Source organism: Mycolicibacillus trivialis, from assembly GCF_002102395.1.
GTDB lineage: Bacteria > Actinomycetota > Actinomycetes > Mycobacteriales > Mycobacteriaceae > Mycobacterium > Mycobacterium triviale.
The window spans coordinates 179725-204463 of sequence record NZ_LQPZ01000013.1 but is presented as its reverse complement, the minus strand read 5'-3'; the positions used below and the strand labels follow the sequence as shown (position 1 = coordinate 204463).

The window sequence follows — 24739 nt, the reverse complement described above, 5'->3', positions numbered from 1 at the left end:
TACCTTACCGTACTGGAAGTATGTCACCTACTCAGAGTATGTCACCGTCGGTGTTGCTCACCGACCATCTGGTCGGCCGCCTGTTCGGCAAGCGGGGACGGCGGGCGTTGGCACTCGCGGACGCACCTCGGCTCGACGACGGCTATTTCGGCCCGGACTCGATCAGTTGGCGAGTCTGGTCGAACCCGGCGGTCTTGGCGATGGCCGGCATCCTCGGGTCGATCGTCGCGGTGCTCGACCCGGTCGGCGCGGCCGGCATCGACCAGCACAGCACCTACACCACCGATCCGCTCGGCCGCGTTCAACGCAGCAACGCATTCTTCGTCGGTGCGGTGTTCGGCGACTCGGCCCGCGCCGACAAACTCGGCCGTGACCTGTTCCGCCGGCATGCCCATGTCACGGGCGTGGAGCCGACGGCCGGCACGAAGTACCAAGCCAATCAGTTGGACTACCTGGTCTACACCTACGTCACCGGTTGGCCCTGCCTGTGGGACATCTATAAGACCTTCAGCGGCGACACGGTGACCGAGGAGGACGAGCGCGCGTTCTACGCCGAGAACAACATCATCGGCGAGTTGCTCGGCATCCCGCGCGGGGTGCTGCCGCGCTCCCCGGAAGAAGTCGCGGCCTACGTCGACGACGCCGAACGCCACCGGATGAAACTGACGCCCGGCGCCCAGGATCTGATCCACTACTTCCTGCATCCGCCGTTCAAGCCCACCTGGCCGATGGCCTTCGCCAGCCCGTTCCTGCGGGTGGTCTCCTGGGCCGCGCTGTCCCAGCTGCGTCCCGGCGCCCGCGCTGTCGCCGGTATCCCCGCCATGCCGGTGCGCACCGCGTTCGCCAAGGCCGCCATGCGAATCGCCGTGCAGGCGGTCAAGCTTCCGGTCATCGACCGACTGGTCGCCCTCGGCGGATTCGAAGCCTGGGGCTACCGCCACAACGCGCTGCGCTACACGCCCGGTACCGGCCGGGTCGCGTTCGACCACGATCCGGGGCTGGCGTTACAGCGCGGCAAGGGCGGCACGCTGCCGGCAGGCGAAGCCGCCCGGGTGTAAGGCTCGTCTCGACCGCGCCGGCCGGCCCAGGTCACTGCAGGTGCCCGACCAGCTCACCGTCGGCGCTGAACAACTGCTCCCGCCACCGCTGGACCAGCGCGTCGGTGTCCACGTCGTCGGGGTGGAACCCCGGCCGCAGGTACACCCGCAACTTTGCCAGCATTCCCCTGGCCAGCGGACCGGTGTACAGCTCACGGAACTGGCGCGCCACCGTGATCGGCCGCCATGCCGTGCGGTCGGTGGCCATCGAGGCGAGCACTTCCATGGTCACCATGGGCACGGTGAGGGCGTAGATGACCGCCATCACCGCGATGCGGATCCACTCCGGTCCGCCGACCGCGCGGTAGACGTCGAAGGCGACCGACTTGTGCTCCAATTCTTCCACCGCATGCCAATTCAGCAGGTGCCACACTTCGGGGTCCCCGGAGATAGCCTGCACCTGCTCGCTGGAGAGCACCCGCTCGGCCAGGGTGGCGGTGTAGTGCTCGGCAGCGGCGGTCGCGGCGAGGTGAACATATCCCGGCATCGCCCGCTCGATGCGCTCCACGATCCGCTGCCTGCGGCTGTCCTTGGGAAAGGTGTAGACCCGCACGTAGCGGTAGCCCATCGCGATGAGCTTCTCGTTGAGACGGCGGTGCTCTTGACCGTGCACCGACTCCTGCCCGATGAAACCGGCCACCCGCTTCTTCAGTTCCGGGTCGGTCACCTGGTCGGAGAACCGGCGGACCGACCGGATGAAGGACTCCTCGCCGGGTGGGAAGGCCCCGGACAGCACCGCCACCAGATGACTGAGCACGATGTCGCCCTCGACGAAGTGGCGGTTCATCGGTTTGGGCTCGCCGAATCGGAACCGCATCCGCCGCACCGGCGGGTACATCGGCGCCGGTGACGTCCCGTTGGTCGATCCGGCGATCGGATTGGTCATGGTGACAGTCCCTCCAGTCGGCACCGACGGCGGCCCGGTGCCGCGACCGGAACCGCCCGCGTTGGTACCTGCGCGTACCACTCCCTTAGTGTGACTGATGCGTCAGTCTTTGGCCAGTACGGGTCGCCGGCCCCGATGCCGCGCCGCACCTTCCCGATTGCGCCCGAGTAGCCCTGAAATCGACACGATTTTCGCCCTGAACCGGCCATAACGCGCCTATCTGCCGGTATGGGTGTCGATTTCAGGGGGCGGACGCGTCAGCCTTCGAGTTTGTAGCCCAACCCGCGCACGGTCAGCAGGTGCACCGGGTTGGCCGGGTCCGCCTCGATCTTCGACCGCAACCGCTTGACGTGCACGTCGAGGGTCTTGGTGTCCCCGACGTAGTCCGCGCCCCACACCCGGTCGATGAGCTGGCCGCGGGTGAGCACCCGGCCGCTGTTTCGCATCAGGTACTCCAACAGGTCGAATTCCTTGAGCGGCAGGGTGATCGGTTCGCCGTTGACGGTGACGGTGTGGCGCTCGACATCCATGCGCACCCCGCCGGATTCCAGGACGCCGTCATCGACGGTGTCGTCCTCACCGCCGCGGCGCAGCACCGCCCGGATACGCGCGATGAGTTCCCGGGAGGAGTACGGCTTGGTCACGTAGTCATCGGCGCCGAGTTCCAGACCGACGACCTTGTCGATCTCGCTGTCGCGGGCGGTCACCATGATCACCGGGACCGTCGAGCGGGCCCGCAGTTGCCTGCAGACCTCGGTTCCGCTCATCCCCGGCAGCATCAGGTCCAGCAGCACGATGTCGGCACCGACCCGGTCGAATTCGGCCAACGCGGACGGACCGTCGTTGACCACGGTGGCCTCGAACCCCTCCTTGCGCAGTAGGAACGCCAGCGGGTCGGCCAGCGACTCCTCATCCTCCACGATCAGCACGCGGCTCATCGATGTCACACTTCCTCTCGTTGCGAGCTGTCTGTCTGATTATCGGTCGCCGGCGTACCGCGGTCACGGTAGGCGGGGATCTCCAGCGTGAAGGTCGACCCGGTACCCGGTTGGCTCCACAGCCGGATGTTGCCGTTGTGGTTGGCCGCGACATGCTTGACGATCGCCAACCCCAGACCGGTCCCACCGGTGGAGCGGGAGCGCGCCTTGTCGGCGCGGAAGAACCGTTCGAACACCCGCGCCTGGTCCTTGCGGGAGATCCCGATGCCGCGGTCGGTGACCAGGATCTCGATGGTGTCGCCGCGACGGCGGCGGCTGATCGACACCGGGGACCCGTTCGACGAATAGGCGATCGCGTTGGACACCAGGTTCGCCACCGCGGTGACCAGCAGGGTCTCGTCGCCCAGCATCTGCAGCCCGCTGGGCGGGTCGGTGCTGATCTGGATGTCGGCGGTGTCGGCGGCCACCTTGTGCCGCGAGATCGCCTCCGAGACCACCCGGTCGACGTCGACCGCGGCGAGGTCGGGCAGCGGGTCGGCCCCTTGCAGCCGGGACAGCTCGATGAGCTCGCCGACCATGCTGGCCAGCCGGTTGGCTTCCAGCAGCACCCTCTCCCCGAAGCGGCGCACCGTCTCGGGGTCGTCGGCGGAGGCCAGCAGGGCCTCGGCCAGCAGGCTCATCGCCCCGACCGGGGTCTTGAGCTCGTGGCTGACGTTGGCGACGAAGTCGCGCCGGCTGGCTTCCATGCGGGCCTGCTCGGACTGGTCGTCGACGAACACCACCGCGAAGCGGCTGTCCTCCTCGCTGAGCAGCCGGGCGTAGCCGCGCACCGACAGCCGGGTGCGCCCGGTCCGTTCCGACTTGTCCGCCGACAGGTCGAATTCGACGTCGGCGCCGGTGGCCAGCGTTTCCTGCGCCGCCTGCCAGGCCCGCTCGTCGAGCAGCCGGTCGCGGACCAGGCCCAGGTCGCGGGCCCGGTCGTTGAGATAGACCACGTCGCGGTGGGTGTCGACCACCGCGGTGCCCAGCGGCACCAGCGCCACGATGCGCTGCAGCATCTCCGAGACCGTGATGCCGGCCTGCTCGGCGGCCGAGCGCTGCCTGCGTTCCACGATGCGCGGGCCCGCGGTCATCCCGATCCCGACACCCGCCGCCAGCACCAGCAGCGCCGCCACCGCGGCGAGCAGCGAGACAACCATCGCGGACACGACCGAATGGTAGCGATCCGACCGCGGGCGACGCTGCCGCGAGCCGCCGAAGACGGCGACGTCACACCCGGGAGACCAGGTGTTCAGGCGCCGTTCACGCGCCGTTCGCCCCGCGCGGCGACATCCGGCTGGGCTACTTGGCGCCCTGGCTGGCGACGGCGGCAGCCCCGGCCGCCGCCGCGTCGGGGTCCAGGTACACCCCGCCGGGCGTGGTGGGTTTCAGGTCGGCGTCCAGGTCGTAGCGCAGCGGAATCCCGGTCGGGATGTTGAGGCCGACGATCTCCTCATCGGAGACGCCGTCGAGGTATTTCACCAGCGCGCGCAGCGAGTTGCCGTGCGCCGCGATCAGCACCGTCTTGCCGACCCGCAGGTCGGGGATGATCACGTCGGTGAAGTACGGCAGGAACCGGTCCACCACGTTGGCCAGGCATTCGCTGCGCGGGCCGCCGCCGATGTCGGCGTAGCGCACATCGGTGTCCTGGCTGTACTCGCTGCCCGGCTCGATCGGCGGCGGCGGGGTGTCATAGCTGCGCCGCCAGGCCATGAACTGCTCTTCGCCGTAGCGTTCCTTGGTCGCCGCCTTGTCCAGGCCCTGCAACGCCCCGTAGTGCCGCTCGTTCAGCCGCCAGCTACGCCGCACCGGGATCCACAGCCGGTCGGCGGTCTCCAGCGCCAGCTGCGCGGAGATGATCGCCCGCCGCAGCAGCGAGGTGTACAGGATGTCGGGCAGCAGGTCGTGTTCGACCAGCAATTCACCGGCGCGGGCCGCCTCGGCCCGGCCCTTGTCGGTGAGTTCGACGTCCACCCATCCGGTGAACAGATTGCGTGCGTTCCACTCGCTCTCGCCGTGTCGCAGCAGTACCAGCGTGCCCGATGCTCCCATGCCGGTCAGTCTCTCACGACCGGTCGGACGACCCGTCGTCGTCGATCAGGTGCTCGAAGGCGCGCAGGTTCTTCAGCGATTCACCGCGCTCCACCCGCCAGGCCCACTCCTTCTCGATCGAGGACCGGAAGCCCAGCTCCAGCAGGGTGTTGAAGTCGAAGTCGACGGCCTCGAGCACCTGGCCGAGCACCCGGTCGATCTCGTCGGCGGTCACCGACTCCAGCGCCATCCGGCCCACCAGATAGATGTCGCCGAGGTTGTCCAGGGTGTAGGCCACCCCGTAGAGGCGGCGGTTGCGTTTGAGCAGGAACCGGTAGACGCCCTGGTGGTTCTCATCCGGTTGGCGGCACACGAAGGCCTCCACCCGCACCGAGTGCTCACCGATGCTCAGGAAGGTGTTGGTGGTGAGCTTGCGCTCCCCCGGGAGTTCGACGATGAGGCCGGGCAGCCCGCCGTGGGCGCCGGGGTGGTGGGAGTAGGTCAGGTCGGCGGCCTGCAGGGTGTCCTCGATGATCCGGCGCACCTGCTCGCTCATGAGCGCACCCCCCGGCGGGCGGTGAAGCGCCGCCCGCGCCACAGCGAAGCCCGGTCCCGGGCGGTGCGGCGGCGCCGGTAGTCGGTGATCGCGCGCTGGTAGCTGGCCAGCAGGGTGTCCACGGTGTGCCCCCAGGAGAACAGCGCCGCGTGCTCGGCGGCGGCGGTGTGCAGTTGCGCGGCCTGCGAGCCGCGGCTGCGGGCCAGCAGATCGTCGAGTGCGTCGGCCCACCGCGGCACGTCGTGCCCGTCGACCAGGGTGCCGCTGACGCCGTCGCGCACCGCGACCGGCAGGCCGCCGACCGCGGCCGCCGCCACCGGGGTGCCGCAGGCCTGCGCCTCCACCGCCACCAGGCCGAAGGATTCGGAGTAGCTGGGGACGGCGACGACGTCGGCGGCGCGGAACAGTTCGGCGAGCTCGTCGCGGGACTGCGGCGGCAGGAACGTCACCCGGTCGCTGATGTCGAGGTCCTCGGCCAGTCCGGCCAGCCCGTTGGGGGTGGCCAGCGGGGTGCCCGACGGGCCGCCGGCGATCACCACCCGCACCCCGGGCAGTTTCGCCGCCGCGCGCAGCAGAATGTCGGGGGCTTTCAGCGGCTGGATCCGGCCGACGAACGCCACGACCGGCTCCCCCGGATCCAGACCCAGGCGCGCGCGGGCGGCGCCGCGGTCGCCGGGGCGGAACACCTCGAGGTCGACGCCGGGGTGCACCACGTCGATGCGGCCCGGTTCGGCGCCGTAGTTGGCCACCAGCTGATCGGCCTCGACGTCGGTGTTGACGATGAGCCGGTCGGCCTCGTCGACGACCTGCTGCTCACCGACGGCCCGCAGCGGCGGTTCGGGCACGTCGCCGTCGGCCAGGGCGGCGTTCTTGACCGCGGCCAGGGTGTGGGCGGTGTGCACCAGCGGCACCGCCCAGCGGTCCCGGGCCAGCCAGCCGACCTGTCCGGAGAGCCAGTAGTGGGAGTGCACGATGTCGTAGTAGCCCGGTTCGTGGGCGGCTTCGGCGCGCAACACCCCGGCCGCGAACGCGCAGAGCTGGGTGGGCAGATCGTATTTGTTCAGCCCCTCGAACGGCCCGGCCACCACGTTGCGCACCACCACCCCGGGTGCGACGGTCACCGTCGGCGGGTCGGCCGAGGAGGTGGCGCGGGTGAAGATCTCCACCTCGACACCGCGGCGGGCCAGGTGCAGGGCGGTCTGCAGCACGTAGACGTTCATTCCGCCGGCGTCGCCGGTGCCGGGCTGGGCCAGCGGCGAGGTGTGCACCGCCAGCACCGCCACCCGGCGCAGCGGTGTCACCGCATCGCCGGAGTGGGTCGTTTCGCCGCGCCGCACCCTGCCATCTTTACAGTTCGGCCGGATCGGCCCCGACACCGCATGTCAGGCGGCTGTGCGGCGGATCGCGGCCAGCGGATCCGCGTACAGCCCGCTGAGCGAGACCACCCCGGCGCCGGCCTCCTGCACCTTGTTGCCGAACGCGGTGATCCGGATCAGCCGCGGGGGCAGCATCGACCGCTCGGCGAACGCCTGCTGGAGCCGGGCCATGCCCTCGGGGTGCTCGGTGAAGGCCTGCCCGCCGACCACCAGGTCGTCGGGATTGAGCAGGTCGCGCAGCAGCGCGACCGCCTCGCCGAGCACCCGGGCCCGCTCGGCCAGCAGATCGGCGGCCGCCCGGTCGCCGCCGCGCGCGGCGCGCAACAGCGCGGTGAGCGGCGCGTTTCCGCCGGCCGGGACGAGCTGCAGTCGGCGGGCCGCGGCGATCACCGCTGCGTCGGAGACGGTGGTCTCCAGCCGCCCGGTGCCGCCGAGCGGTTCGGAGACCACCGGTAGGCCGGCGATGGTTCCCGGCCCGGCCACCGGGGTGTGCACCCGCCCGCCGATCGTCAGCGCGTAGCCCACCGTTTCGCGGGCGTAGACGTACAGGCTGGTCGAGGACGACGACGCCGGCTGGCGGCGCCCCAGCAGCAGTTCGGCGCCGGCCATCGCGTCGACGTGGGAGGCCACCGATACCGGCAAGTCGAGGGCGTCGGCGAGGGCCGGACCGACCGGGGCCTGCCGCCAGCCGAGCCGCGGGTGGTCGACGCGTCCGGTGGCGCTGTCGACGACGCCACCGATGGCGACCCCGACCCACAGTGGGCGGCGTCGGCTCCACCGGCTCAGGTAGCGGCGGGCGCTGCCGGCCAGGGCGGCCAGCGCGGTGGACTGGTCGCCGCGCGGTGTGGCCGTCTCCACCGCGTCCAGGGTGCGGCCCCGCAGATCGGTCGCCACGATGCTGGTGGTGGCCGCACCGATGTGGACGCCCAGGGTCAGGAACGGCTTGTCGTTGACCTCGACCGGCACCCGGGGCCGGCCGATGGCGCCGCTGACGGTCAGGTCTGCGCGCTCGCGCAGCAGGCCGGCGGCGATCAGGGCGCTGACCTGGCGGTTGACGGTGGCGGTGCTCAGCGCGCTGGCCGCGGTGATCTCGTCGCGGGCCAGCGGGCCGCGCCGGCGCACGATGCGGAACACCGTCGCGGCGGCGGCGTCACTGACGTGCAGGGCGGGTGCCACCACCGAATGGCGTCGCCGGGTGGGTGAGGCGGTGGAAAGGGTGCTGGTCATCGGGGAGTCCTTGGGCTCGAGGTCCATCGGGGCTTGGGCCGCTGCGGGCCGCACCGTGGGCTCGACGAACCGAGATCAGGGGCGGCGCGTTGCGCGGCGACAACACGCGCAGGCAGCGGCGCGACACGCCGACGCCACCAGCCACCGAGTACTCCAGATCACAGCGTGAATTTAGCGCGCCCGGCAGTCGGGCCGCAACGTGGGCCACCGCGGCGGGCCGGCCGCCGGATTACAGTGAGCTCCGTGACTGCGGCAGACCGACGGGTGGCGGTGGTAACCGGTGCCAGTTCCGGCATCGGTGCGGCGACCGCGAGAACCCTTGCCGGCCAGGACTTCCACGTGGTGGCGGTGGCGCGCCGATCCGACCGGATCGCTGCGCTGACCGAGGAGATCGGCGGCACCGCGATCGCCGCAGACGTCACCGACCCGGCCGCGGTCGAGGCGCTCGCCGAACGCCTTCCACGGGTCGATGTCCTGGTCAACAATGCCGGCGGGGCCAAGGGCCTCGAGCCGGTCGCCGACGCCGAGTTGGAGAACTGGCGCTGGATGTGGGAGACCAACGTCGTCGGCACGCTGCGGGTGACCCGCGCGCTGCTGCCCAAGCTGGTGGCCTCCGGCGACGGGCTGATCGTCACGGTCACCTCGATCGCGGCGTTCGAGATCTACGACGGCGGTGCCGGCTACACCGCCGCCAAACACGCCCAGAGCGTGTTGCACCGCACTCTGCGCGGTGAACTGCTCGGTAAACCGGTGCGGCTCACCGAAATCGCGCCCGGCATGGTGGAGACCGAGTTCTCCCTGGTGCGCTTCGCCGGTGACCGGGAGCGCGCCGACACCGTCTATGCCGGGCTCACCCCACTGGTCGCCGCCGACATCGCCGAGGTGATCGGGTTCGTGGCGTCGCGGCCCCCGCACGTGGACATCGATCAGGTGGTGATCCGGCCACGCGACCAGGCCTCGGCGACCCGGTTCAACCGCCGGGCGCCGGACTAGCCGAGGTCGTCGGCGACGGCGTCGTGGTGGGGGTGCCCGACAGGGTCGGGGCGTCGGTCGGGGTGGCCGGTGCGGTCTCCGGGAAGGACGTGGGCGCCGGGGTCTCCCCCGCCGGAGCCGGCAGCGCCGACATCGACAGCCAGGTGTCCCAGTCCACCGCCCAATCCCACAGGTCGCCGTCAGCGTAGGACAGCTCGATGCTGGTGCCGGTGACCTCCACCGGGTCGCCGTAGATCGCGCTGGCGAAGTACTGCTGGGCGTCGCCGTCGGACAGGTTGATGCAACCGTTGGTGACGTTGGTGTTGCCCTGGGCGCCGGAGCTCGCCGGGTTGGCGTGGATGAACTCGCCGTTGTTGGAGATGCGCACCGCCCAGCGTTCGTGGATGTTCTCGTAGCCGGCGGCCGGGTTGGACATCCAGAAGTCCTCGTACTTCTCGGTGACCACGTGGATTCCGCTGCGGGTGACGTTGCGCGGCTCGTCGGCCTCGCCGTAGCTGCACGGGAAGTCCATGATCACCCCGGCGTCGGTGATCACCTGGATGCGGTGCGACGGCGCGTGCGCGCGGACGACCTGCCGGCGCCCGATCTGGAAGTGCAGGCTCATGTCCTGGGCGCCGTAGGCGCCCTCCCCGAACGCCAGCCCGTAGAGCTTGGCGTCGACGTTGACGGTGGTGCCCGCCGGGTAGTACTCCCGGGTGCGCCAGTGCACCCGGGATCCCTGCACCTCGTCGGGCAGCCACGCCCAGGCGCCCTCCACCGGCGGGTCGGTGGTGACCGTCAATGCGCGTTCGACGGCGGCCTTGTCGGCGATCGGGGCGTCGAACTGGATGATCACCGGCGCGGCCACCCCGACCGTCTGCCCGTCGGCCAGCTGGAATCCGCCGTCGACCACCCGGGTCGGGTCCACGGTGCGGAACTCGCCGCGCACCGGGACGGCGTTGCCGTCGCGGCCGACCACCGAACCGGCCCAGGTGTAGGTCGCCGAATAGCCGAGCGGCTCGGTGACGGTGAAGACGGTGCGCTCCCGGTTGAGGACCCCGGCGACGGTTTTGCCGTCGGCGTTGGTCAACGACACCTTCTGGAACCACCCGTCGCGGACCTCGGCGCTGACCGGCGCGGTCGGCAGGATGTCGGTGGCGTCGGACTCCGGGGTGAAGACCAGCGTGGGCTCGGGCTGCTGCGCCGCCTGGGAGGCCGGGTCGCTGCTGCGTGAGCAGGCGGCCAGCGCGGCCGGCGCCACGAGCCCGACGGCCAGCGCACCCAGCGCCCGGCGCCGGGTGATCGCCGGAAGGTCGTCGGCCGCGTTCACGCCGGCTAACGATACCGGCACGTGGCGGGGGCGCCCGGCGCCGAGACCACAGCCGTCACAACGCGCAGCCGACCAGCACCGGCTCGGGCACCAAGGTGATGCCGAACCGGTCGCGGACGCCGTCGCGGACGGTGCGGGCCAGCGCCAACACGTCGGCGGTCGAGGCGCCGCCCCGGTTGGTCAGCGCCAGCGCGTGCTTGGTCGACAGCCGGCACCGGGCGTCGTCGCGGTGCGGGTAGCCCTTGCCGAACCCGGCCTGCTCGACCAGCCAGCCGGCGGCCAGCTTGATCCCGCCCGGGTCGGGGTAGTGCGGCACCGGCCCGTCGTGACCGGCGGCCAGGTCGTCGTAGACCTCGGCGGCGACCACCGGGTTGGTGAAGAAGGATCCGGCGCTCCAGGTGTCGTGGTCGGCGGGGTCGAGCACCATCCCCTTGCCGGCGCGCAGGGCGAGCACCGCGCGCCGCACCGCCGCGGGCTCGGCGCGGTCGCCCGCGGCCGCCCCCAGCGCGGTGGCCAGTTCGCCGTAGCGCAGTGGCGCGCTGCGGCCGGCGGCGTCGAGGGTGAACTCGACCTCGACGACCGTGCGGGCGTCGGAGTACTTGAGCACGCTGGTGCGGTAGCCGAAGTCCAGCGCGGCCGGGCCGACCCAGTCCAGGGCACCGGTGCGCCGGTCGAGCAGACGCACCGCGGTGATGGTGTCGGCGACCTCGGCTCCGTAAGCCCCGACGTTCTGCACCGGGGTGGCGCCGGCCGAGCCGGGGATCCCGGACAGGCACTCCAGCCCGCCGAGCCCGGCGGCGATGCTGGCGGCCACCACATCGTCCCAGACGGCGCCGGCCTGCGCCCGTAGCACGTTGCCGTCGATGTGGATGTCGGCGGCGGTCAGGTGCACGACGGTCAGGTCGGTCAGCTCGTCGGCGATGAGCAGGTTCGACCCACCGGCGAGCACCAGCGGGGCGGGGCCGTCCTCGGCGTCGAGTTCGGTGAGGGCGGCGACGATCTGGTCGACGGTGGCCGCTGTGACGAACCGTCGCGCCACCGGCCCGACCCGCAGCGTGGTCAGCGCCGCCAGCGACACGTCCGCGCGAACCTGCGCGTCGGCAAACCGGTTTCCCACGCCAGGAACGGTAGCCTGACCAGCTATGCCGCGATCATTCGACTTGTCGGCCGACTACCCGGTCGACGTCGAGGAGGTTTTCGCCGCGTTCGGTGACCGGCAGTACTGGCTGGCCCGGCTGGCCGAGTCCGGCGCCGACGTCGCCACCCTGGACGCGTTGACCGTCGCCGATGACGGCACCGTGGACGTCAGCGCCACCCAGAGCCTGGCGCGCTGGCGGTTACCGGCCCTGGCAGCGCAGTTTCATCGCGGCGACCTCGACGTGGTGCGCCGCGAGATCTGGCGGCCGGTACAGGCCGGGGTGTCGCGCGGCGAGGTTGACGCCGAGGTCAAGGGGGCTCCGGCGTCGCTGTCGAGCACCGCGCGGCTGGCGCCTCTGCCGAGTGGATCTCAGCTGAGTGTGTCAGCGACGGTGCGGGTCAACGTGCCGTTGGTGGGCGGCAAGCTCGAGTCGTTCATCGCCGGCGCGTTGGGCGACCTGCTCGCCGCCGAGCAGCGTTTCACCGCGTCCTGGCTCGCCGAGCACCGCTGAGACGGCGCGGCGGGCCGCGCAATCTCCCGCGTCGCCCAATCCCCCGCGAGTGGTCGACGGCCTCTCCCCGCGAGTGAAGTTCCACGGCATCCCCGCGAGTGAAGTTCCACGGCATCCCCGCGAGTGAAGTTCCACGGCGGAAATCTCGGCCGGATCCCGCCATGAGACTTCACTCGATCGCCGTAACGCTTCACTCGGGTGCCGCATCGCTTCATTCGAGTGCCGGACGGCCCGCGTCGATAGGCTGGCGGTATGCGGATCGCGGTGGCGCAGATACTCAGCGGTACCGACCCGGCGGCGAACCTGGCGGTGGTGGCCGACTACACCGGGCGGGCCGCCGAGGCCGGCGCGACGCTGGTGGTGTTCCCGGAGGCGACGATGTGCCGGTTCGGGGTGCCGCTGGGCCCGGTCGCCGAACCGGTCACCGGCCGGTGGGCCGACGGGGTGCGCGACATCGCGGCCCGCACCGGGGTGACCGTGATCGCCGGGATGTTCACTCCCGCCGCCGAGCAACGGGTGGCCAACACGCTGTTGGCGGTCGGGCCGGACCTCGACACCCACTACGACAAGATCCACCTGTTCGACGCGTTCGGGTTCACCGAGTCGCGCACGGTCGCCCGCGGTGACCGCCCGGTGTCGATCGAGGTCGACGGGGTGACAGTCGGGTTGAGCACCTGCTACGACGTGCGCTTCCCGGCGCTGTACGCCGCGCTCGCCGACCGCGGCGCGCAGGTGATCACGCTCAGCGCGTCCTGGGGCGCCGGGCCCGGCAAACTCGACCAGTGGCGTCTGCTGACCCGCGCGCGGGCACTGGACTCCGGCTGTTTCGTCGCGGCGGCCGGGCAGGCCGATCCCGGTGAGGTGTCGCCGCCCACCGCCGCGCCGACCGGGACGGGCGGCAGCCTGATCGCCTCGCCGTTCGGTGCGGTGCTGGCCGAGGCGGGCAGCGACCCACAGTTGCTGGTCACCGACATCGACATCGCCACCGTCGAGCAGGCACGCCGCACCCTGGGTGTGCTCAGCAACCGGGCGCAGAACTTCGACCCCGACATCTTCGCGACCTGATCTCCGCGCTTCCGCGTCGGCCGGTCGGCCGGTCGGCCGCAGCAAAATCCGCTCCGACATTGTTCACCGCGATAAGGCAGAATCACCCGGGTGACCACACCGCCTGGACCGCCACCCGGTGATTCGCCGTGGAGCCGCCCGCCGCAGAACGTCCCGCCGCACGGGCCGCCCCAGCACAATGTGCCCCCGCAGAACGTCCCGCCGCGCGGCACACCGCCACACAGCGCTCCGCCGCAGCCACCGCACCAGCCGCCGCAGCAGCCGGTTCCGCCGGCCCGGCCCGTCGAGCCGCCGTCGCAGTCGGCGACCCGCCAGATGAACGTCACCGGCCGCGGCGGGGAGACACCGACCCGCCAGATCACCCCGCCGCGCACGCCCGGTCCGCAGCCCGAACCGGCCACCGATCCGGATGGCGGCCAGCCGCCGGCCGGGCCACCGCCGGCCAACGGCAAGGGACTGGGCGCGAAGCTGCGCGGTCTACTGACCGATCCCGTCTCGATCCTGCTGATCGTCGTCACCGTGATCGCGTTGGTCGCGGCGGGCGTGATCGGCGCGGAGCTGTACGCCCGCCACGTCGCCAACAGCAAGGTCAGCACCGCCGCACAGTGTGAGATCCAAGACGGCGTGCAGGTGTCGTTCGGGGTCACACCGCCGGTGTTGTGGCAGCACTTCACCGGGCGCTACACCAACATCGTCATCCACAGCGATGGCGCCCGGGTGCGGCACGCCAAAGACATGACCGTCGACATCCAGATCAGCGACGTCGACCTCACTCCGACCGCCGACGCCAAGGGCACGATCGGCACGCTCGAGGCCGCGATCACCTGGACCACGACCGGGATCAAGGAGACCGTGGAATCGGAGATCCCGATCCTCGGTGGGCTCGCGGTCAAGAGCGTCAAGACCAACCCCAACGACGGCACCGTGGAGTTGAAGGGCACCTTCAGCACGATCGTCGCGAAGCCGACGGTGACCAACGGCGGTTTCGGGCTCGAGGTGGTGAAGTTCGACGGGCTCGGGCTCACGCTGCCCCGCGAGAGCATCCAGTCGATGCTCGACGGGTTCACCAAGGACCTGACCAAGGACTACCCGCTGGGCATCAAGGCCGACAGCGTCGAGGTGACCGACAACGGCGTGGTGGCCCGGCTGTCCACCCACAACGCCGCGATCCCGACCAGCACGAACAACCCCTGCTTCGCCGACATCTGATCCGGCGGGCCGGTTTCAGCTGAAACCGTCGAGGATGGCGCGGGTGCCGGAGAGCCCCAACCGGGTGGCGCCCGCGTCGAGCAGGGCCGCCGCGTCCGCCGCGGTGCGGATGCCGCCGCTGGCCTTCACGCCGAGACGTCCGCCGACGGTCGCGGCCATCACCTCCACCGCGCGCACCGACGCCCCACCGGTCGGGTGGAAGCCGGTGGAGGTCTTCACGAAGTCCGCGCCGGCGTTCTCGGCGGCGCGGCAGGCACCGATCAGCGCCTCCTCCCCGCCGATGCCGAGCAGCACCGCGGACTCCACGATCACCTTCAGCACCGCGCCGGGGACGGCGGTGCGGACCATGCCGATGTCGGCGGCGACGGCGGCGAGGTCCCCGCAGAGCACCGCGCCCACGTCGAGCACCATGTCGACCTCGTCGGCGCCGGCCTCCACGGCCCGGGCCGCCTCGGCGGCTTTGATCTCGCTGTGGTGTTTGCCGGACGGGAATCCGGCGACGGTGGCGACCGGCAGCCCGGCGGTGTTGACCGCCGCGGGCACCATCGACGGTGAGACGCAGACCGCGTACACGCCCAATTCGGTGGCCTCGGCGACCAGATCGGCGACCTGGGTGGGGGTGGTCTCGGGTTTGAGCAGGGTGTGGTCGACGACCGCGGCGACCTGTTCGCGACTGCGGGCCATCAGAACGGTTCCTCCTCCGCGCCGGGGTTGCAGCCGGCGTCGAGCATCGTGGCCTCGTCGACCACCGGCCGCCACGGCTCCAGGTTCCAGCTGGTCTTGCCGGGCTGCGCCAACTCGGCGTACTGCCAATGGCACAGGAACTGTTCGCGCATGCCCGGGCTGCCCGCGTCGGGCGCCTGGGCCAACACCTCGCTCCAGGCGCGTTCACCGTCGCCGGTGGCGCCGAGCCGGGCCGCCGCCGCCCGGCCCGCGGGCAGCGGATACACCCGCAGGCTGGCCAGGCCCTGCCAGTCGGTCCATTCGACGTGGTCGATCAGGGCGGGCCCGGCCTCGGCGTGCGCGGGGACGCCGGTCAGCAGAATCGGCGCTGCCGTCAGCGCGGCGAGGATGACGCGCATCGGTCAGCGGGATTTGCCCTGCACGTCGAGCAGTCGCGGCCGCACGTCGACGAGGTACACCCCCGCCGCACACGCCGCGATGACCGGCCCGAGGATGAAGTTGGGCAGCACGGCCAGCAACAGACCGACGGCCAGGATCACCAGCCACACCGGCTTGGTCAGCTTCTCGGTGGCGGCGTAGGCGTCGGGCCGTTGCAGCGCCGCATGCACCAACGCGTAGAGCGTGGCCAACGCGACGGCGGCCTGCACCGCCAGCAACACCAGGTTGGCTGCGTAGGGGAATGTCACCCCGCCAGTCTAAAGGTGCCCCGACGCCGACGCCCCCCGTCGCGGCTGGGCGGCGGGGGGCGTCGGGTGATACCGGTTACTTCTGGGTGACCTTCTTGGCCGGAGCCTTCTTGGCCGGAGCCTTCTTGGCGGCCGGCGCCTTCTTGGCGGCCGGGGCCTTCTTGCCCGTCACCTTCTTCTCGGCCTTCTCGGCGGACTTGGCGGCCTTCTCGGTCGCCTCGTCGACCTTCTTGGGCAGCTCCACACCGACCAGCTTGGCGGCACGCTCACCGACCGCGCGGGTCTGGGTGGCCACGTTGCCCAGCGCCTCCTGGGTCAGCTCGACGGCCTGGTCGACGTAGCCCTCGGCGCGGTCCGCCGCGTCCTCGAACGCCGGCTGGTGGCGCAGCCGCTCCAGCGCGGCCTCCCCGCGGGCGACCAGGTCGTTGTAGCGGTTGGTCGCGGCCTCGACGTAGCCTTCGGCGGCCTTGCGCAGCTCCTCGGCGGTGAACTTCTCGCGCAGCTCCTCGAACTGCTCGGGCAGCTCGTCCTGAAGCTTGTTCAGCCGGGCCCGGCTCTCCTCGACCCGGGTGGTGGTGTTGCTGCGGGCCTCGTCGGCACGCTCGCGCATGTTGGCGACCAGGTCGTTGACGGTGGCCAGGGCCAGGTCGGCGGCGCCGAGCGCGGCGAGCAGCGGGGCCTTCAGTTCTTCGATGTTGGGGTTCTCGGCCATGGTGATGGTTCCTTTCGGTCGTTGGTTTCTGGGGTCATTCCTGAGCGTGCGGAGTCAGTCCGATGGCGACTCCTCACCCTCCGGAGCGTTCTGCTGCACGAACGACGAGTAGATGTCCAGCAGAACCTGTTTTTGCCGTTCGGTGATCGCCGGGTCGGTGATGATGGCGTCCCGGACCTCGCTGCCCTCACTGGGCTCGAGGATCCCGGCCCGAACGTAAAGCACTTCAGCCGACAGGCGCAACGCCTTGGCGATCTGGCTGAGCACATCCGCGGACGGCTTGCGCAACCCGCGCTCGATCTGTGAGAGGTAGGGGTTGCTGACCCCGGCCTTGTCCGCCAGTTGCCGCATCGAGACCTGGGCGGCTTCCCGCTGCGACCGGATGAAGCTGCCGATGTCCGATGCGGCGGAGACCACAGTGGCGGCGAGTTTCTCGTCTTGAGACATCCGCCCTCCCCTGCGTTGGGTCGTCGTTACTGACAGCCCCAGCATACGCACAGGTGCTAGCTTTTGCAAGCACCTGTTAGCGCAGGTCAGAACGCTAGATGTGCGATCGTGTAGATCACCAGGCCGGCGAGTGAGCCCACCACGGTGCCGTTGATCCGGATGAACTGCAGGTCGCGGCCGACGTGCAATTCGATGCGCCGGCTGGCCTCCGCGGCGTCCCAGCGCTCGATCGTCTCGGTGATGATCGCGGTGATCTCCACCCCGTATTGGGCGACCAGGTGCTGGGCGGCCCGCACCAGCCAGCTGTCGACCTTGTCGCGCAGCTCCGCGTCGTCGCGCAGCGATTCACCGATGCGGACGGCGGTCTCGGCCACCCGGCTGCGCAGCGTGCTGGCCGGGTCGTCGACGCCCTCGAGCACCAACCGCTTGAGGGTCTTCCACGCGGTCTCGGCGGCGGTGGTGACCTCTTCGCGCGCCATCAGCTGGTCCTTGACGTTGTCGGCACGTTCGATCGTGGTCGGGTCGTGCTGCAGGTCCTCGGCGAAGTCGAACAGGAACCGGGTGGCCGACCGGCGCAGCTCATGGTTCGGGTCGCGGCGCACCTTGTCGGTGAAGTCCATCAGCTCGCGGTGGATCCGATCGCCGACCATCTGGTCGACGAACCGGGGCGTCCAGCCCGGTGAGTCGCGGGTGACCACCTTCTCGATGGTGTCCCCGGCGTTGAGCGACCATTGGAAGGCGCGGTCGCAGAGCAGCTGGATCAGCGCCTCCTGCCGGTTCTCGGCGAGCAGGCTGCTCAGCATTCGACCCGCCGGCGGGCCCCACTGCGGTTCGGCGATGCGGCGCACGATCATCCGGTCGATCACGGTCTGCACGTCCTCGTCGCGCAGCAGTTCGACCAGGACCCGCAGCACGGTGGCGGTCTCGGCGGCGACCCGTTCGGCATGGCCGGGGTCGGCCAGCCATTTACCGACCCGGCTGGCGACCTGGGCGTCGCGCAGCTTGGTCGCCACCACATCGGGGGCCAGGAAATTCTCCCGCACGAAGGTGCCCAGCCCCTCGCCGAGCTGATCCTTCTTGCGCTTGATGATCGCGGTGTGCGGGATCGGCAGACCCAGCGGCCGTTTGAACAGCGCCGTGACCGCAAACCAGTCGGCCAGCGCGCCGACCATCCCCGCCTCGGCGGCCGCGCCGACGTAACCCACCCAGGTCGCCGCCGTACCGTCGGACTGCGCCCACCGGCACAGCAGGAACACCACGGTGGCGCCGAGCAGGAAACTCAGCGCCACCACCTTCATCACCCGCAGGGATCGGAGCCGGTCGGCGTCGGCGGCCGGATCGGCTCCGGCAAACGATTCCGCGAACGAAGTCCCCAGTCCGGGCTGGGGCGGGGCCGGGTCGGTTCGGAGCGCCACCGCACCATCATCCACGTTCCGTCGCCGCCGCGCCGCATCCCGGAGACGCCGGCCGTTCGGTGCCATCCGTAGTATCGAGGGCATCGAGTGAATGGGAACCGCGAAGGTGGACTCCGACATCCCGACGAGGAACGTGAAAGCCGACGGCCGCAAACGCCGCTGGCACCAGCACAAGGTTGAACGCCGCACCGAACTGGTCGACGGCACGCTGGACGCTATCCGCCGACGTGGGCGCGACGTGAGCATGGACGAGATCGCCACCGACATCGGCGTCTCCAAAACCGTGCTCTACCGCTACTTCGTGGACAAGAACGACCTCACCACCGCGGTGATGATGCGGTTCGCCCAGACCACCCTGATTCCCAACATGGCGGCGGCGCTGTCAGCGCAGCTCGACGGCTTCGCCCTGACCCGCGAGATCATCCGGGTGTACGTCGACACGGTGGCCGCCGAACCGGAGATCTACCCGTTCGTGATGGCCAACAGTTCGGCCAGCAAGAGCAAGGTGATCGCCGACAGCGAGCGCATCATCGCCGGGATGTTGACGGTGATGTTGCGTCGGCGGATGCAAGAGGCCGGGATGGACACCCACGGCGTCGAGACCTGGTCCTACATGATCGTCGGCGGCGTGCAGCTGGCGACGCACTCGTGGATGTCGCACCGGCGGATGAGCTCCGACGAGCTGATCGACTACCTGCACATGCTGTCGTGGAACGCGCTGGTCGGCATCGTCGAGGTGGGCGGCTCACTGGAGAAGTTCAGTTCCATGCCGCACCCGTCCCCGATCGTGCCGTCGCTGGACGCCGCCCAGTAATCAGTAGTCGTAGAAGCCGCGGCCGGACTTCTTGCCGAGCTGGCCGGCCTCGACCATGCGCAGCAGCAGTGGCGGCGGCGCGAGGTGCGGCTGTTTGAACTCGTCGAAGAGCTTGTCCGCGATGAGTTTCAGCGTGTCCAACCCGACCAGGTCGGAAAGTCGCAGCGGCCCCATCGGGTGGGACAGCCCGGCCACCACCGCCTTGTCGACGTCCGCCACGGTGGCGAAGCCGTCCTCCACCATCCGGATCGCCGAGAGCAGGTAGGGCACCAGCAGCGCGTTGACCACGAAGCCGGACCGGTCCGAGCAGCGCACGACCTGCTTGCCGAGTACATCCCCGGCGAACTGCTCGGTGCGTTCGATGGCGCTCTCGTCGGTGACCAGCGTGCTGACCAACTCGACCAGCGGGAGCACCGGAACCGGGTTGAAGAAGTGCAGGCCCAGGACCCGCTGCGGGTTCTCGGTGGCCGCGGCGATCCGCATGATCGGGATCGAGGAGGTGTTCGACGCCAGCACCGCACTCGGGTCGGTGATGATCCGGTCCAGGTCGGCGAAGATCCCGGCCTTGATCGTCTCGTCTTCAATCACCGCCTCGATGACCAACTGACGGTCGGCCATGTCGGTCAGATCGCAGGTGAACGTGAGCTGGGAGAGCACCTGGTCGCGTTCGCGTTCGGTGATCTTGCCCGAACTGACCCCGCGTTCCAGCGATTTGGTGATGCGGTTGCGCCCGGCGTTGACCAGCGCGTCGGAGGTTTCGAAGACCGTCACCGCCACGCCGGCGCGCGCCGACACCTCGGCGATGCCGGCCCCCATCTGCCCGGCTCCGATGACGCCTACTCGTTCGATCGACACGGTTCTCCTTAACTGGTTCCCGGCAGCAACAAGCCCTGCCCAACATCGCTGGGCAGGGCCCGTGCTGTCAACTTTTCGGCGGTTGCCTGCGGCCGATGCGCCGCCCGGTCGCCGAGCGTGCGTGTACTGCGAGAAATCTGCCGAAATTTCGCAGTGGCGACACGTTCGGCGCGCCCGGCTCACGCCGGTCGGCTCAGTGACCCCACACTCGGTTCCACCTCGCCTCCCGGCTCACGCCGGTCGGCTCAGTGGAACTGCCCCTCCTCGGTGGAGCCGGCCAGCGCGGTGGTCGAGGAGTTCGGGTCCACGGTGGTGGCGATCCGGTCGAAGTAGCCGGCGCCGACCTCACGCTGGTGCTTGGTGGCGGTGTAGCCGCGCTCCTCGGCGGCGAACTCGCGCTCCTGCAGCTCCACGTAGGCGCTCATCTGGTTGCGGGCGTAGCCGTGCGCCAGGTCGAACATCGAGTAGTTCAGCGCGTGGAAGCCGGCCAGGGTGATGAACTGGAACTTGAAGCCCATCGCGCCGAGCTCGTTCTGGAACTTGGCGATGGTGGCGTCGTCGAGGTGCTGCTTCCAGTTGAACGACGGCGAGCAGTTGTAGGCCAGCATCTGGTCGGGGTACTCGGCCTTGACCGCCTCGGCGAACCGCTTGGCCAGCTCGAGGTCCGGCGTTCCGGTCTCCATCCAGATCAGGTCGGCGTAGGGCGCGTAGGCCTTGGCGCGCGCGATGCACGGCTCGATGCCGTTCTTCACCTGGTAGAAGCCCTCGGCGGTGCGCTCACCGGTGATGAAGGGCTGGTCGCGCTCGTCGACGTCGGAGGTGATCAGGGTGGCCGCCTCCGCGTCGGTGCGGGCGATCACCACGGTCGGCACATCGGCGACGTCGGCGGCCAGGCGCGCCGAGGTCAGGGTGCGGATGTGCTGCTGGGTGGGGATGAGCACCTTGCCGCCCAGGTGGCCGCACTTCTTCTCCGAGGCCAGCTGGTCCTCCCAGTGCGAGCCCGCGACGCCGGCGGCGATCATCGCCTTCTGCAGCTCGTAGACGTTGAGCGCGCCACCGAAGCCGGCCTCACCGTCGGCGACGATCGGGGCCAGCCAGTTCTCCACCGAGGTGTCGCCCTCGACCTTGGCGATCTCGTCGGCGCGCAGCAGCGCGTTGTTGATCCGGCGCACCACCTGCGGCACCGAGTTGGCCGGGTAGAGGCTCTGGTCGGGGTAGGTGTGACCGGACAGGTTGGCGTCACCGGCGACCTGCCAGCCGGACAGGTAGATGGCCTTCAGGCCGGCCCGGACCTGCTGGACGGCCATGTTGCCGGTCAGTGCGCCCAGGGCGTTGATGTAGTCCAGGTCATGCAGCTGCTCCCAGAGCACCTCGGCGCCGCGACGGGCCAGGGTGTGCTCCTCGACGACGTGGCCCTGCAGCGCGACGACGTCCTCGGCCGAGTAGGTGCGGGTGACGCCCTTCCAGCGCGGGTTGTGGTCCCAGTCGTGCTGGATCTGCTCGGGGCTCTTGGGGGTGCCAACAGTCGACATCGGTGCTCCTTGTTATCAGAGGCCACGGTGGGATCGGTGTCCGCCGGGCGGCCGCTTGGCGTTTGCCCTCCCGGCCGAGGTGTTAATCCCGCAATGACTTCACTTGCTTGCTAACCCGACCTTGACACGGGAGTAACCGCAGGTCAAACGATTTTCCTGTTAATTTCAGCTACCGTCGCGTCAAACTTAGCTAAGTCTGCGAAGAACAGGAACGCGTTCTACACGCAATTAGCTACCAGCCGGTAATCGCGCTGCGCAGGTCAGCGTGGTTTTCGGGGCCCTCAGCGCGGGGCCAGCGCCGCGATCGCCTTGACCTCGTCGCCGACGGCGTATGTGAGCGTTGTAACAGTGCGGTCGACCAGGTGCGGACCGAATTGGTCCGTGGAACCCGCCGGGTGCACGTGGGTGAGGATCTCCAGTTTGTCGCCGAGCGCGACCGGCGCATCGTGTTCGAGGGCGACCCGCAGCGGCGCTTCCAGAAGTTCGGGATGGCCGGCCAGGTAGTCCTCCACCACGCCCCAGTAGACCGAGTTGTTGACGTGGTCGAACAGGTCGATGTCGGTAACCCGGACCGGATACTCGTGGATCTCGGTGGCGTTGTCGCGACTGCCCGCGCTCAGGTAGGCCTTCCAGCGCAGCCGGTCCTCGCTGGTGGTGCGGGCCAGCCCGGCCAGGAAGTCGTCGGAGATCCGCGCCGGCCCCTGGGTCTCGCGGTTGATGTGGATCCAGAACGCCTCGGACTCCATCAGCCCGCCCTTGCGCCCGTCGATGCGCACCCGCATCTGGCACCACCGGTTCGAGGTGCCCGAACACCACCGTCGCACCCGCAACATGTCCTGGAACTCGATCGGCCGGATCAGGTCGATCACGGTGCGCCGCACGATCCACAGCGGATGGGTCTCCTCATAGCCCATCTCACGCAACTGGTCGGAGCCGATGTCTTGGATGTGGCGGGCCGCGGCGTCGAAGCGCAGCCGCCCGGCGCGGTCGATGTCGGCGATCCGCAGCGGCCACTGCCGGTCGAAGACGTCCGGGTGCGGATCGGGCACCGGCATCATCTGCTTGCCCAGCCCGGTCGGTGCTGCGGGTTTCGTGCCTGCCATCGCGTCCGTCCTGTCCATCACCACGCCTATCTGTGCCCTATTACCGTAAACAACAAACCCCGGTGTAAATCCTGCAAAGGATACGTTCGCTGCGCTTGTAAGCTGGTCAGATGGCGAAAACCTATGTCGGTTCCCGCGTCCGCCAACTGCGCAAGGAGCGTGGTTTCAGCCAGGCCGGGCTGGCCCAGATGCTCGAGATCTCGCCGAGCTATCTCAACCAGATCGAGCACGACGTGCGTCCGCTGACCGTCGCGGTGCTGCTGCGGATCACCGAGGTGTTCGGCGTCGACGCCACGTTCTTCGCCCCGCAGGACGACACCCGGCTGGTCGCCGAACTGCGCGAGGTGCTGTTGGACCGCGACGTCGACGCCACCGTCGACATGGCCGAGGTGGTCGACGTCGTCAACGGCCATCCCGAGGTGGCGCGCGCGATGGTCAACCTGCACCGGCGCTACCGGATCACCACCACGCAACTGGCGGCGGCCACCGAGGAGCGCTACTCCGATGGCAGCGGTGCGATCACGATGCCGCACGAGGAGGTACGGGACTTCTTCTACCAACGGCAGAACTACCTGCACGAGCTGGACAGCGCCGCGGAGGATCTCGCCTACCAGATGCGCCGCCACCAAGGTGAGCTGGCCGTGGAGCTGGCCCAACGGCTCAGCGAACGGCATGGCGTGCACATCAACCGGCGCATCGATCTCGGAGAGACGGTGCTGCACCGCTATGACCCGCGCACCAAGACCCTGGACATCAGCAACCATCTGTCATGGGGGCAGCGGGTGTTCAAAATGGCGGTCGAGTTGGCTTACCTGGAGTTCGACGCCATGATCAACGACCTGGTCGACGAGGGCAACTACACCTCCAAGGACTCCCGGACACTGGCCCGGCTCGGCTTGGCCAACTACTTCGCGGCGGCACTGGTGTTGCCCTACCGGCAGTTTCACGACAGTGCCGAGAACTACCGGTATGACATCGAACGACTCTCGGCGTTCTACCGGGTCTCCTACGAGACGGTCGCGCACCGGCTTTCCACGCTGCAGCGGCCGTCGATGCGCGGCGTGCCGTTCTCCTTCGTGCGGGTGGACCGGGCCGGGAACATGTCGAAACGCCAGTCCGCCACCGGCTTTCACTTTTCCTCCAGCGGCGGGACGTGTCCGCTGTGGAATGTCTACGAGACGTTCTCCGAACCGGGCAAGATCCTGGTCCAGATCGCCCAGATGCCCGACGGCCGCAACTACCTGTGGGTGGCCCGCACCGTCGAGCGGCGGGCCGCCCGATACGGCCAGCCGGGCAAGATGTTCGCGATCGGCCTGGGCTGCGAGTTACGGCAGGCCCATCGACTGGTGTACTCCGACGGCCTGGATCTGGGCGGGGAGAACGCCACCCCGATCGGTGCCGGCTGTCGGGTCTGCGAACGTGACAACTGCCCGCAACGGGCGTTCCCGGCGCTGGGCCGCGATCTCGACCTCAACGAGCACCGCAGCACCGTCTCGCCCTACCTGGTCAAACAGCCCCGCTGAGCCGTGCCCGGTGTAGGGTGCGCACAGATCCGACCCCCGACGAGGGAGACCATGAGCAATCCGCCTCGCCTGCCCGCACCGTCGCTGCGCGACCTCGGAGTGATCAACTGGGTGTTCTGCACGGTGGCGTCGAAGCGGCTCCGGGTGGAGAACATGCATCTGTTCGCCACCCTGGGCCAACACAAACGGCTGCTGAAGGCGTGGCTGCCGTTCGCCGGCGTTCTGTTGCGCGGCAAGCTGCCCAAAACCGATACCGAGCTGGTGATCCTGCGGGTGGCGCACCTGCGCGAGTCCGAATACGAGCTGCAGCACCACCGCCGGATCGCGCGCAGCGTCGGACTCGATGATGCGGTGCAGGCGGCGATCTTCACCGGCCCGGACGCCGACGGGCTGACCGAGCGACAGCGGATTCTGGTGGCTGCCACCGACGAACTGGTGCACACCCGCACGCTGTCCGATGCGACCTGGGACCGGTTGGCACAGCAGCTCGATCGGCCCCGCCTCATCGAATTCGTCACCCTGGCCGGGCAATACGACGCGTTGGCGGCGACTTTGAGTGCGCTGCGGGTCCCGCTGGACTACCCCGAGTAGCC

The 24739-nt window shown here is 69.8% G+C and carries 26 protein-coding genes; 8 read left to right on the top strand and 18 right to left on the bottom strand.

The window, feature by feature from the left end:
* The first annotated feature begins 38 nt into the window (after positions 1-38).
* Positions 39-1058: an oxygenase MpaB family protein gene (locus AWC30_RS05320; protein ID WP_165756435.1), complete on the top strand. Its 1020-nt coding sequence runs from the start codon at positions 39-41 to the stop codon at positions 1056-1058.
* Between the two features lie 31 nt (positions 1059-1089).
* Here the strand turns inward: AWC30_RS05320 and AWC30_RS05315 are convergent, their stop codons facing one another.
* The 7 genes from AWC30_RS05315 to AWC30_RS05285 all read right to left on the bottom strand — a co-directional run bounded on the left by AWC30_RS05315 (position 1090) and on the right by AWC30_RS05285 (position 8150).
* Positions 1090-1983 (bottom strand): metal-dependent hydrolase, encoded by an 894-nt coding sequence (locus AWC30_RS05315; RefSeq protein WP_085109148.1) that lies wholly within the window; start codon positions 1981-1983, stop codon positions 1090-1092.
* A 257-nt stretch (positions 1984-2240) separates the two neighbouring features.
* Positions 2241-2921, bottom strand: a complete 681-nt coding sequence (locus AWC30_RS05310; RefSeq protein WP_085109179.1) for a winged helix-turn-helix domain-containing protein — start codon at positions 2919-2921, stop codon at positions 2241-2243.
* A gap of 5 nt (positions 2922-2926) precedes the next feature.
* Positions 2927-4120 carry a sensor histidine kinase gene (locus AWC30_RS05305; RefSeq protein WP_085109180.1) on the bottom strand — a complete coding sequence of 398 codons (1194 nt, stop codon included), beginning with the start codon at positions 4118-4120 and terminating at the stop codon, positions 2927-2929.
* Positions 4121-4262: 142 nt separating this feature from the next.
* Positions 4263-5012 (bottom strand): phosphoglyceromutase, encoded by a 750-nt coding sequence (locus tag AWC30_RS05300; protein ID WP_085109147.1) that lies wholly within the window; start codon positions 5010-5012, stop codon positions 4263-4265.
* 13 nt (positions 5013-5025) lie between these two features.
* Positions 5026-5547 (bottom strand): type III secretion system chaperone family protein, encoded by a 522-nt coding sequence (locus AWC30_RS05295; RefSeq protein ID WP_085109178.1) that lies wholly within the window; start codon positions 5545-5547, stop codon positions 5026-5028.
* On the bottom strand, positions 5544-6884 hold the full coding sequence (gene mshA / locus AWC30_RS05290) for a D-inositol-3-phosphate glycosyltransferase (RefSeq protein ID WP_085109146.1): 1341 nt from the start codon (positions 6882-6884) through the stop codon (positions 5544-5546). Before mshA ends, AWC30_RS05295 begins: the two co-directional genes overlap by 4 nt.
* Before the next feature lie 45 nt (positions 6885-6929).
* Complete coding sequence (locus tag AWC30_RS05285; protein ID WP_234807946.1) at positions 6930-8150, bottom strand: ROK family transcriptional regulator; 1221 nt, start codon at positions 8148-8150, stop codon at positions 6930-6932.
* Positions 8151-8393: 243 nt separating this feature from the next.
* Between AWC30_RS05285 and AWC30_RS05280 the strand changes: the two genes are divergently transcribed.
* Positions 8394-9143: an SDR family NAD(P)-dependent oxidoreductase gene (locus tag AWC30_RS05280; RefSeq protein ID WP_109561933.1), complete on the top strand. Its 750-nt coding sequence runs from the start codon at positions 8394-8396 to the stop codon at positions 9141-9143.
* Here AWC30_RS05280 and AWC30_RS05275 read toward each other — a convergent pair.
* A complete protein-coding gene (locus tag AWC30_RS05275; RefSeq protein WP_372507279.1) occupies positions 9121-10473 on the bottom strand; it encodes a L,D-transpeptidase in 1353 nt (450 codons plus the stop codon). The two genes, AWC30_RS05280 and AWC30_RS05275, sit on opposite strands and share 23 nt — an antisense overlap.
* A 34-nt stretch (positions 10474-10507) precedes the next feature.
* Positions 10508-11569: a UDP-N-acetylmuramate dehydrogenase gene (locus AWC30_RS05270; protein WP_234807944.1), complete on the bottom strand. Its 1062-nt coding sequence runs from the start codon at positions 11567-11569 to the stop codon at positions 10508-10510.
* Between the two features lie 25 nt (positions 11570-11594).
* Between AWC30_RS05270 and AWC30_RS05265 the strand changes: the two genes are divergently transcribed.
* The 3 genes from AWC30_RS05265 (at position 11595) to AWC30_RS05255 (ending at position 14375) form a co-directional block, all read left to right on the top strand.
* Positions 11595-12101 (top strand): DUF2505 domain-containing protein, encoded by a 507-nt coding sequence (locus tag AWC30_RS05265; RefSeq protein ID WP_085109143.1) that lies wholly within the window; start codon positions 11595-11597, stop codon positions 12099-12101.
* A 252-nt stretch (positions 12102-12353) separates the two neighbouring features.
* Positions 12354-13166, top strand: coding sequence for a carbon-nitrogen hydrolase family protein (locus tag AWC30_RS05260; protein WP_085109142.1), 813 nt, complete (start codon positions 12354-12356; stop codon positions 13164-13166).
* Between the two features lie 90 nt (positions 13167-13256).
* Positions 13257-14375, top strand: coding sequence for an LmeA family phospholipid-binding protein (locus AWC30_RS05255; protein WP_085109141.1), 1119 nt, complete (start codon positions 13257-13259; stop codon positions 14373-14375).
* 15 nt (positions 14376-14390) lie between these two features.
* Here the strand turns inward: AWC30_RS05255 and deoC are convergent, their stop codons facing one another.
* The 6 genes from deoC to AWC30_RS05225 all read right to left on the bottom strand — a co-directional run bounded on the left by deoC (position 14391) and on the right by AWC30_RS05225 (position 18385).
* A complete protein-coding gene (gene deoC / locus AWC30_RS05250) occupies positions 14391-15059 on the bottom strand; it encodes a deoxyribose-phosphate aldolase (protein ID WP_085109140.1) in 669 nt (222 codons plus the stop codon).
* Positions 15059-15457, bottom strand: coding sequence for a DUF2599 domain-containing protein (locus AWC30_RS05245; protein ID WP_085109139.1), 399 nt, complete (start codon positions 15455-15457; stop codon positions 15059-15061). The genes deoC and AWC30_RS05245 overlap by 1 nt, the downstream gene beginning before the upstream one ends.
* A gap of 3 nt (positions 15458-15460) precedes the next feature.
* Positions 15461-15745 carry a DUF2516 family protein gene (locus AWC30_RS05240; protein ID WP_109561932.1) on the bottom strand — a complete coding sequence of 95 codons (285 nt, stop codon included), beginning with the start codon at positions 15743-15745 and terminating at the stop codon, positions 15461-15463.
* Positions 15746-15821: 76 nt separating this feature from the next.
* On the bottom strand, positions 15822-16457 hold the full coding sequence (locus AWC30_RS05235) for a heparin-binding hemagglutinin (protein WP_085109138.1): 636 nt from the start codon (positions 16455-16457) through the stop codon (positions 15822-15824).
* A 54-nt stretch (positions 16458-16511) separates the two neighbouring features.
* The gene (locus AWC30_RS05230) at positions 16512-16904 is read right to left on the bottom strand and encodes a helix-turn-helix domain-containing protein (RefSeq protein WP_085109137.1); all 393 of its coding nucleotides are present in this window, start codon (positions 16902-16904) and stop codon (positions 16512-16514) included.
* A gap of 86 nt (positions 16905-16990) precedes the next feature.
* The gene (locus AWC30_RS05225) at positions 16991-18385 is read right to left on the bottom strand and encodes a DUF445 domain-containing protein (RefSeq protein WP_085109136.1); all 1395 of its coding nucleotides are present in this window, start codon (positions 18383-18385) and stop codon (positions 16991-16993) included.
* Between the two features lie 25 nt (positions 18386-18410).
* Here AWC30_RS05225 and AWC30_RS05220 point away from each other — a divergent pair, with 25 nt between their 5' ends.
* Entirely contained in the window at positions 18411-19133 is a 723-nt protein-coding gene (locus AWC30_RS05220; RefSeq protein WP_085109135.1) for a TetR/AcrR family transcriptional regulator, read from the top strand.
* Here the strand turns inward: AWC30_RS05220 and AWC30_RS05215 are convergent, their stop codons facing one another.
* From AWC30_RS05215 to AWC30_RS05205, 3 genes are all read right to left on the bottom strand, one after another.
* Complete coding sequence (locus AWC30_RS05215) at positions 19134-19988, bottom strand: 3-hydroxybutyryl-CoA dehydrogenase (protein WP_085109134.1); 855 nt, start codon at positions 19986-19988, stop codon at positions 19134-19136. It lies immediately after the preceding gene.
* A gap of 245 nt (positions 19989-20233) precedes the next feature.
* The gene (gene aceA / locus AWC30_RS05210; RefSeq protein ID WP_085109133.1) at positions 20234-21520 is read right to left on the bottom strand and encodes an isocitrate lyase; all 1287 of its coding nucleotides are present in this window, start codon (positions 21518-21520) and stop codon (positions 20234-20236) included.
* 281 nt (positions 21521-21801) lie between these two features.
* On the bottom strand, positions 21802-22623 hold the full coding sequence (locus tag AWC30_RS05205) for an acyl-[acyl-carrier-protein] thioesterase (protein WP_085109175.1): 822 nt from the start codon (positions 22621-22623) through the stop codon (positions 21802-21804).
* A gap of 110 nt (positions 22624-22733) precedes the next feature.
* Between AWC30_RS05205 and ramB the strand changes: the two genes are divergently transcribed.
* Together ramB and AWC30_RS05195 are read left to right on the top strand one after the other, a co-directional pair.
* Positions 22734-24146, top strand: coding sequence for an acetate metabolism transcriptional regulator RamB (ramB, locus tag AWC30_RS05200; RefSeq protein WP_085109132.1), 1413 nt, complete (start codon positions 22734-22736; stop codon positions 24144-24146).
* Between the two features lie 51 nt (positions 24147-24197).
* Entirely contained in the window at positions 24198-24737 is a 540-nt protein-coding gene (locus AWC30_RS05195) for a carboxymuconolactone decarboxylase family protein (RefSeq protein WP_085109131.1), read from the top strand.
* Positions 24738-24739 lie beyond the last annotated feature (2 nt).

Excerpts from the sequence above, each read along its gene's own strand:
- AWC30_RS05220 (WP_085109135.1), top strand. The coding sequence starts at position 18,411 with ATGGGAACCGCGAAGGTGGACTCCGACATCCCGACGAGGAACGTGAAA.
- AWC30_RS05225 (WP_085109136.1), bottom strand. The coding sequence starts at position 18,385 with ATGGCACCGAACGGCCGGCGTCTCCGGGATGCGGCGCGGCGGCGACGG.
- AWC30_RS05295 (WP_085109178.1), bottom strand. The coding sequence starts at position 5,547 with ATGAGCGAGCAGGTGCGCCGGATCATCGAGGACACCCTGCAGGCCGCC.
- AWC30_RS05235 (WP_085109138.1), bottom strand. The coding sequence starts at position 16,457 with ATGGCCGAGAACCCCAACATCGAAGAACTGAAGGCCCCGCTGCTCGCC.
- deoC (WP_085109140.1), bottom strand. The coding sequence starts at position 15,059 with ATGGCCCGCAGTCGCGAACAGGTCGCCGCGGTCGTCGACCACACCCTG.
- AWC30_RS05285 (WP_234807946.1), bottom strand. The coding sequence starts at position 8,150 with ATGACCAGCACCCTTTCCACCGCCTCACCCACCCGGCGACGCCATTCG.
- AWC30_RS05230 (WP_085109137.1), bottom strand. The coding sequence starts at position 16,904 with ATGTCTCAAGACGAGAAACTCGCCGCCACTGTGGTCTCCGCCGCATCG.
- AWC30_RS05320 (WP_165756435.1), top strand. The coding sequence starts at position 39 with ATGTCACCGTCGGTGTTGCTCACCGACCATCTGGTCGGCCGCCTGTTC.
- ramB (WP_085109132.1), top strand. The coding sequence starts at position 22,734 with ATGGCGAAAACCTATGTCGGTTCCCGCGTCCGCCAACTGCGCAAGGAG.
- AWC30_RS05300 (WP_085109147.1), bottom strand. The coding sequence starts at position 5,012 with ATGGGAGCATCGGGCACGCTGGTACTGCTGCGACACGGCGAGAGCGAG.
- AWC30_RS05195 (WP_085109131.1), top strand. The coding sequence starts at position 24,198 with ATGAGCAATCCGCCTCGCCTGCCCGCACCGTCGCTGCGCGACCTCGGA.
- AWC30_RS05315 (WP_085109148.1), bottom strand. The coding sequence starts at position 1,983 with ATGACCAATCCGATCGCCGGATCGACCAACGGGACGTCACCGGCGCCG.
- AWC30_RS05260 (WP_085109142.1), top strand. The coding sequence starts at position 12,354 with ATGCGGATCGCGGTGGCGCAGATACTCAGCGGTACCGACCCGGCGGCG.
- aceA (WP_085109133.1), bottom strand. The coding sequence starts at position 21,520 with ATGTCGACTGTTGGCACCCCCAAGAGCCCCGAGCAGATCCAGCACGAC.
- AWC30_RS05310 (WP_085109179.1), bottom strand. The coding sequence starts at position 2,921 with ATGAGCCGCGTGCTGATCGTGGAGGATGAGGAGTCGCTGGCCGACCCG.
- AWC30_RS05205 (WP_085109175.1), bottom strand. The coding sequence starts at position 22,623 with ATGGCAGGCACGAAACCCGCAGCACCGACCGGGCTGGGCAAGCAGATG.
- AWC30_RS05305 (WP_085109180.1), bottom strand. The coding sequence starts at position 4,120 with ATGGTTGTCTCGCTGCTCGCCGCGGTGGCGGCGCTGCTGGTGCTGGCG.
- AWC30_RS05265 (WP_085109143.1), top strand. The coding sequence starts at position 11,595 with ATGCCGCGATCATTCGACTTGTCGGCCGACTACCCGGTCGACGTCGAG.
- AWC30_RS05245 (WP_085109139.1), bottom strand. The coding sequence starts at position 15,457 with ATGCGCGTCATCCTCGCCGCGCTGACGGCAGCGCCGATTCTGCTGACC.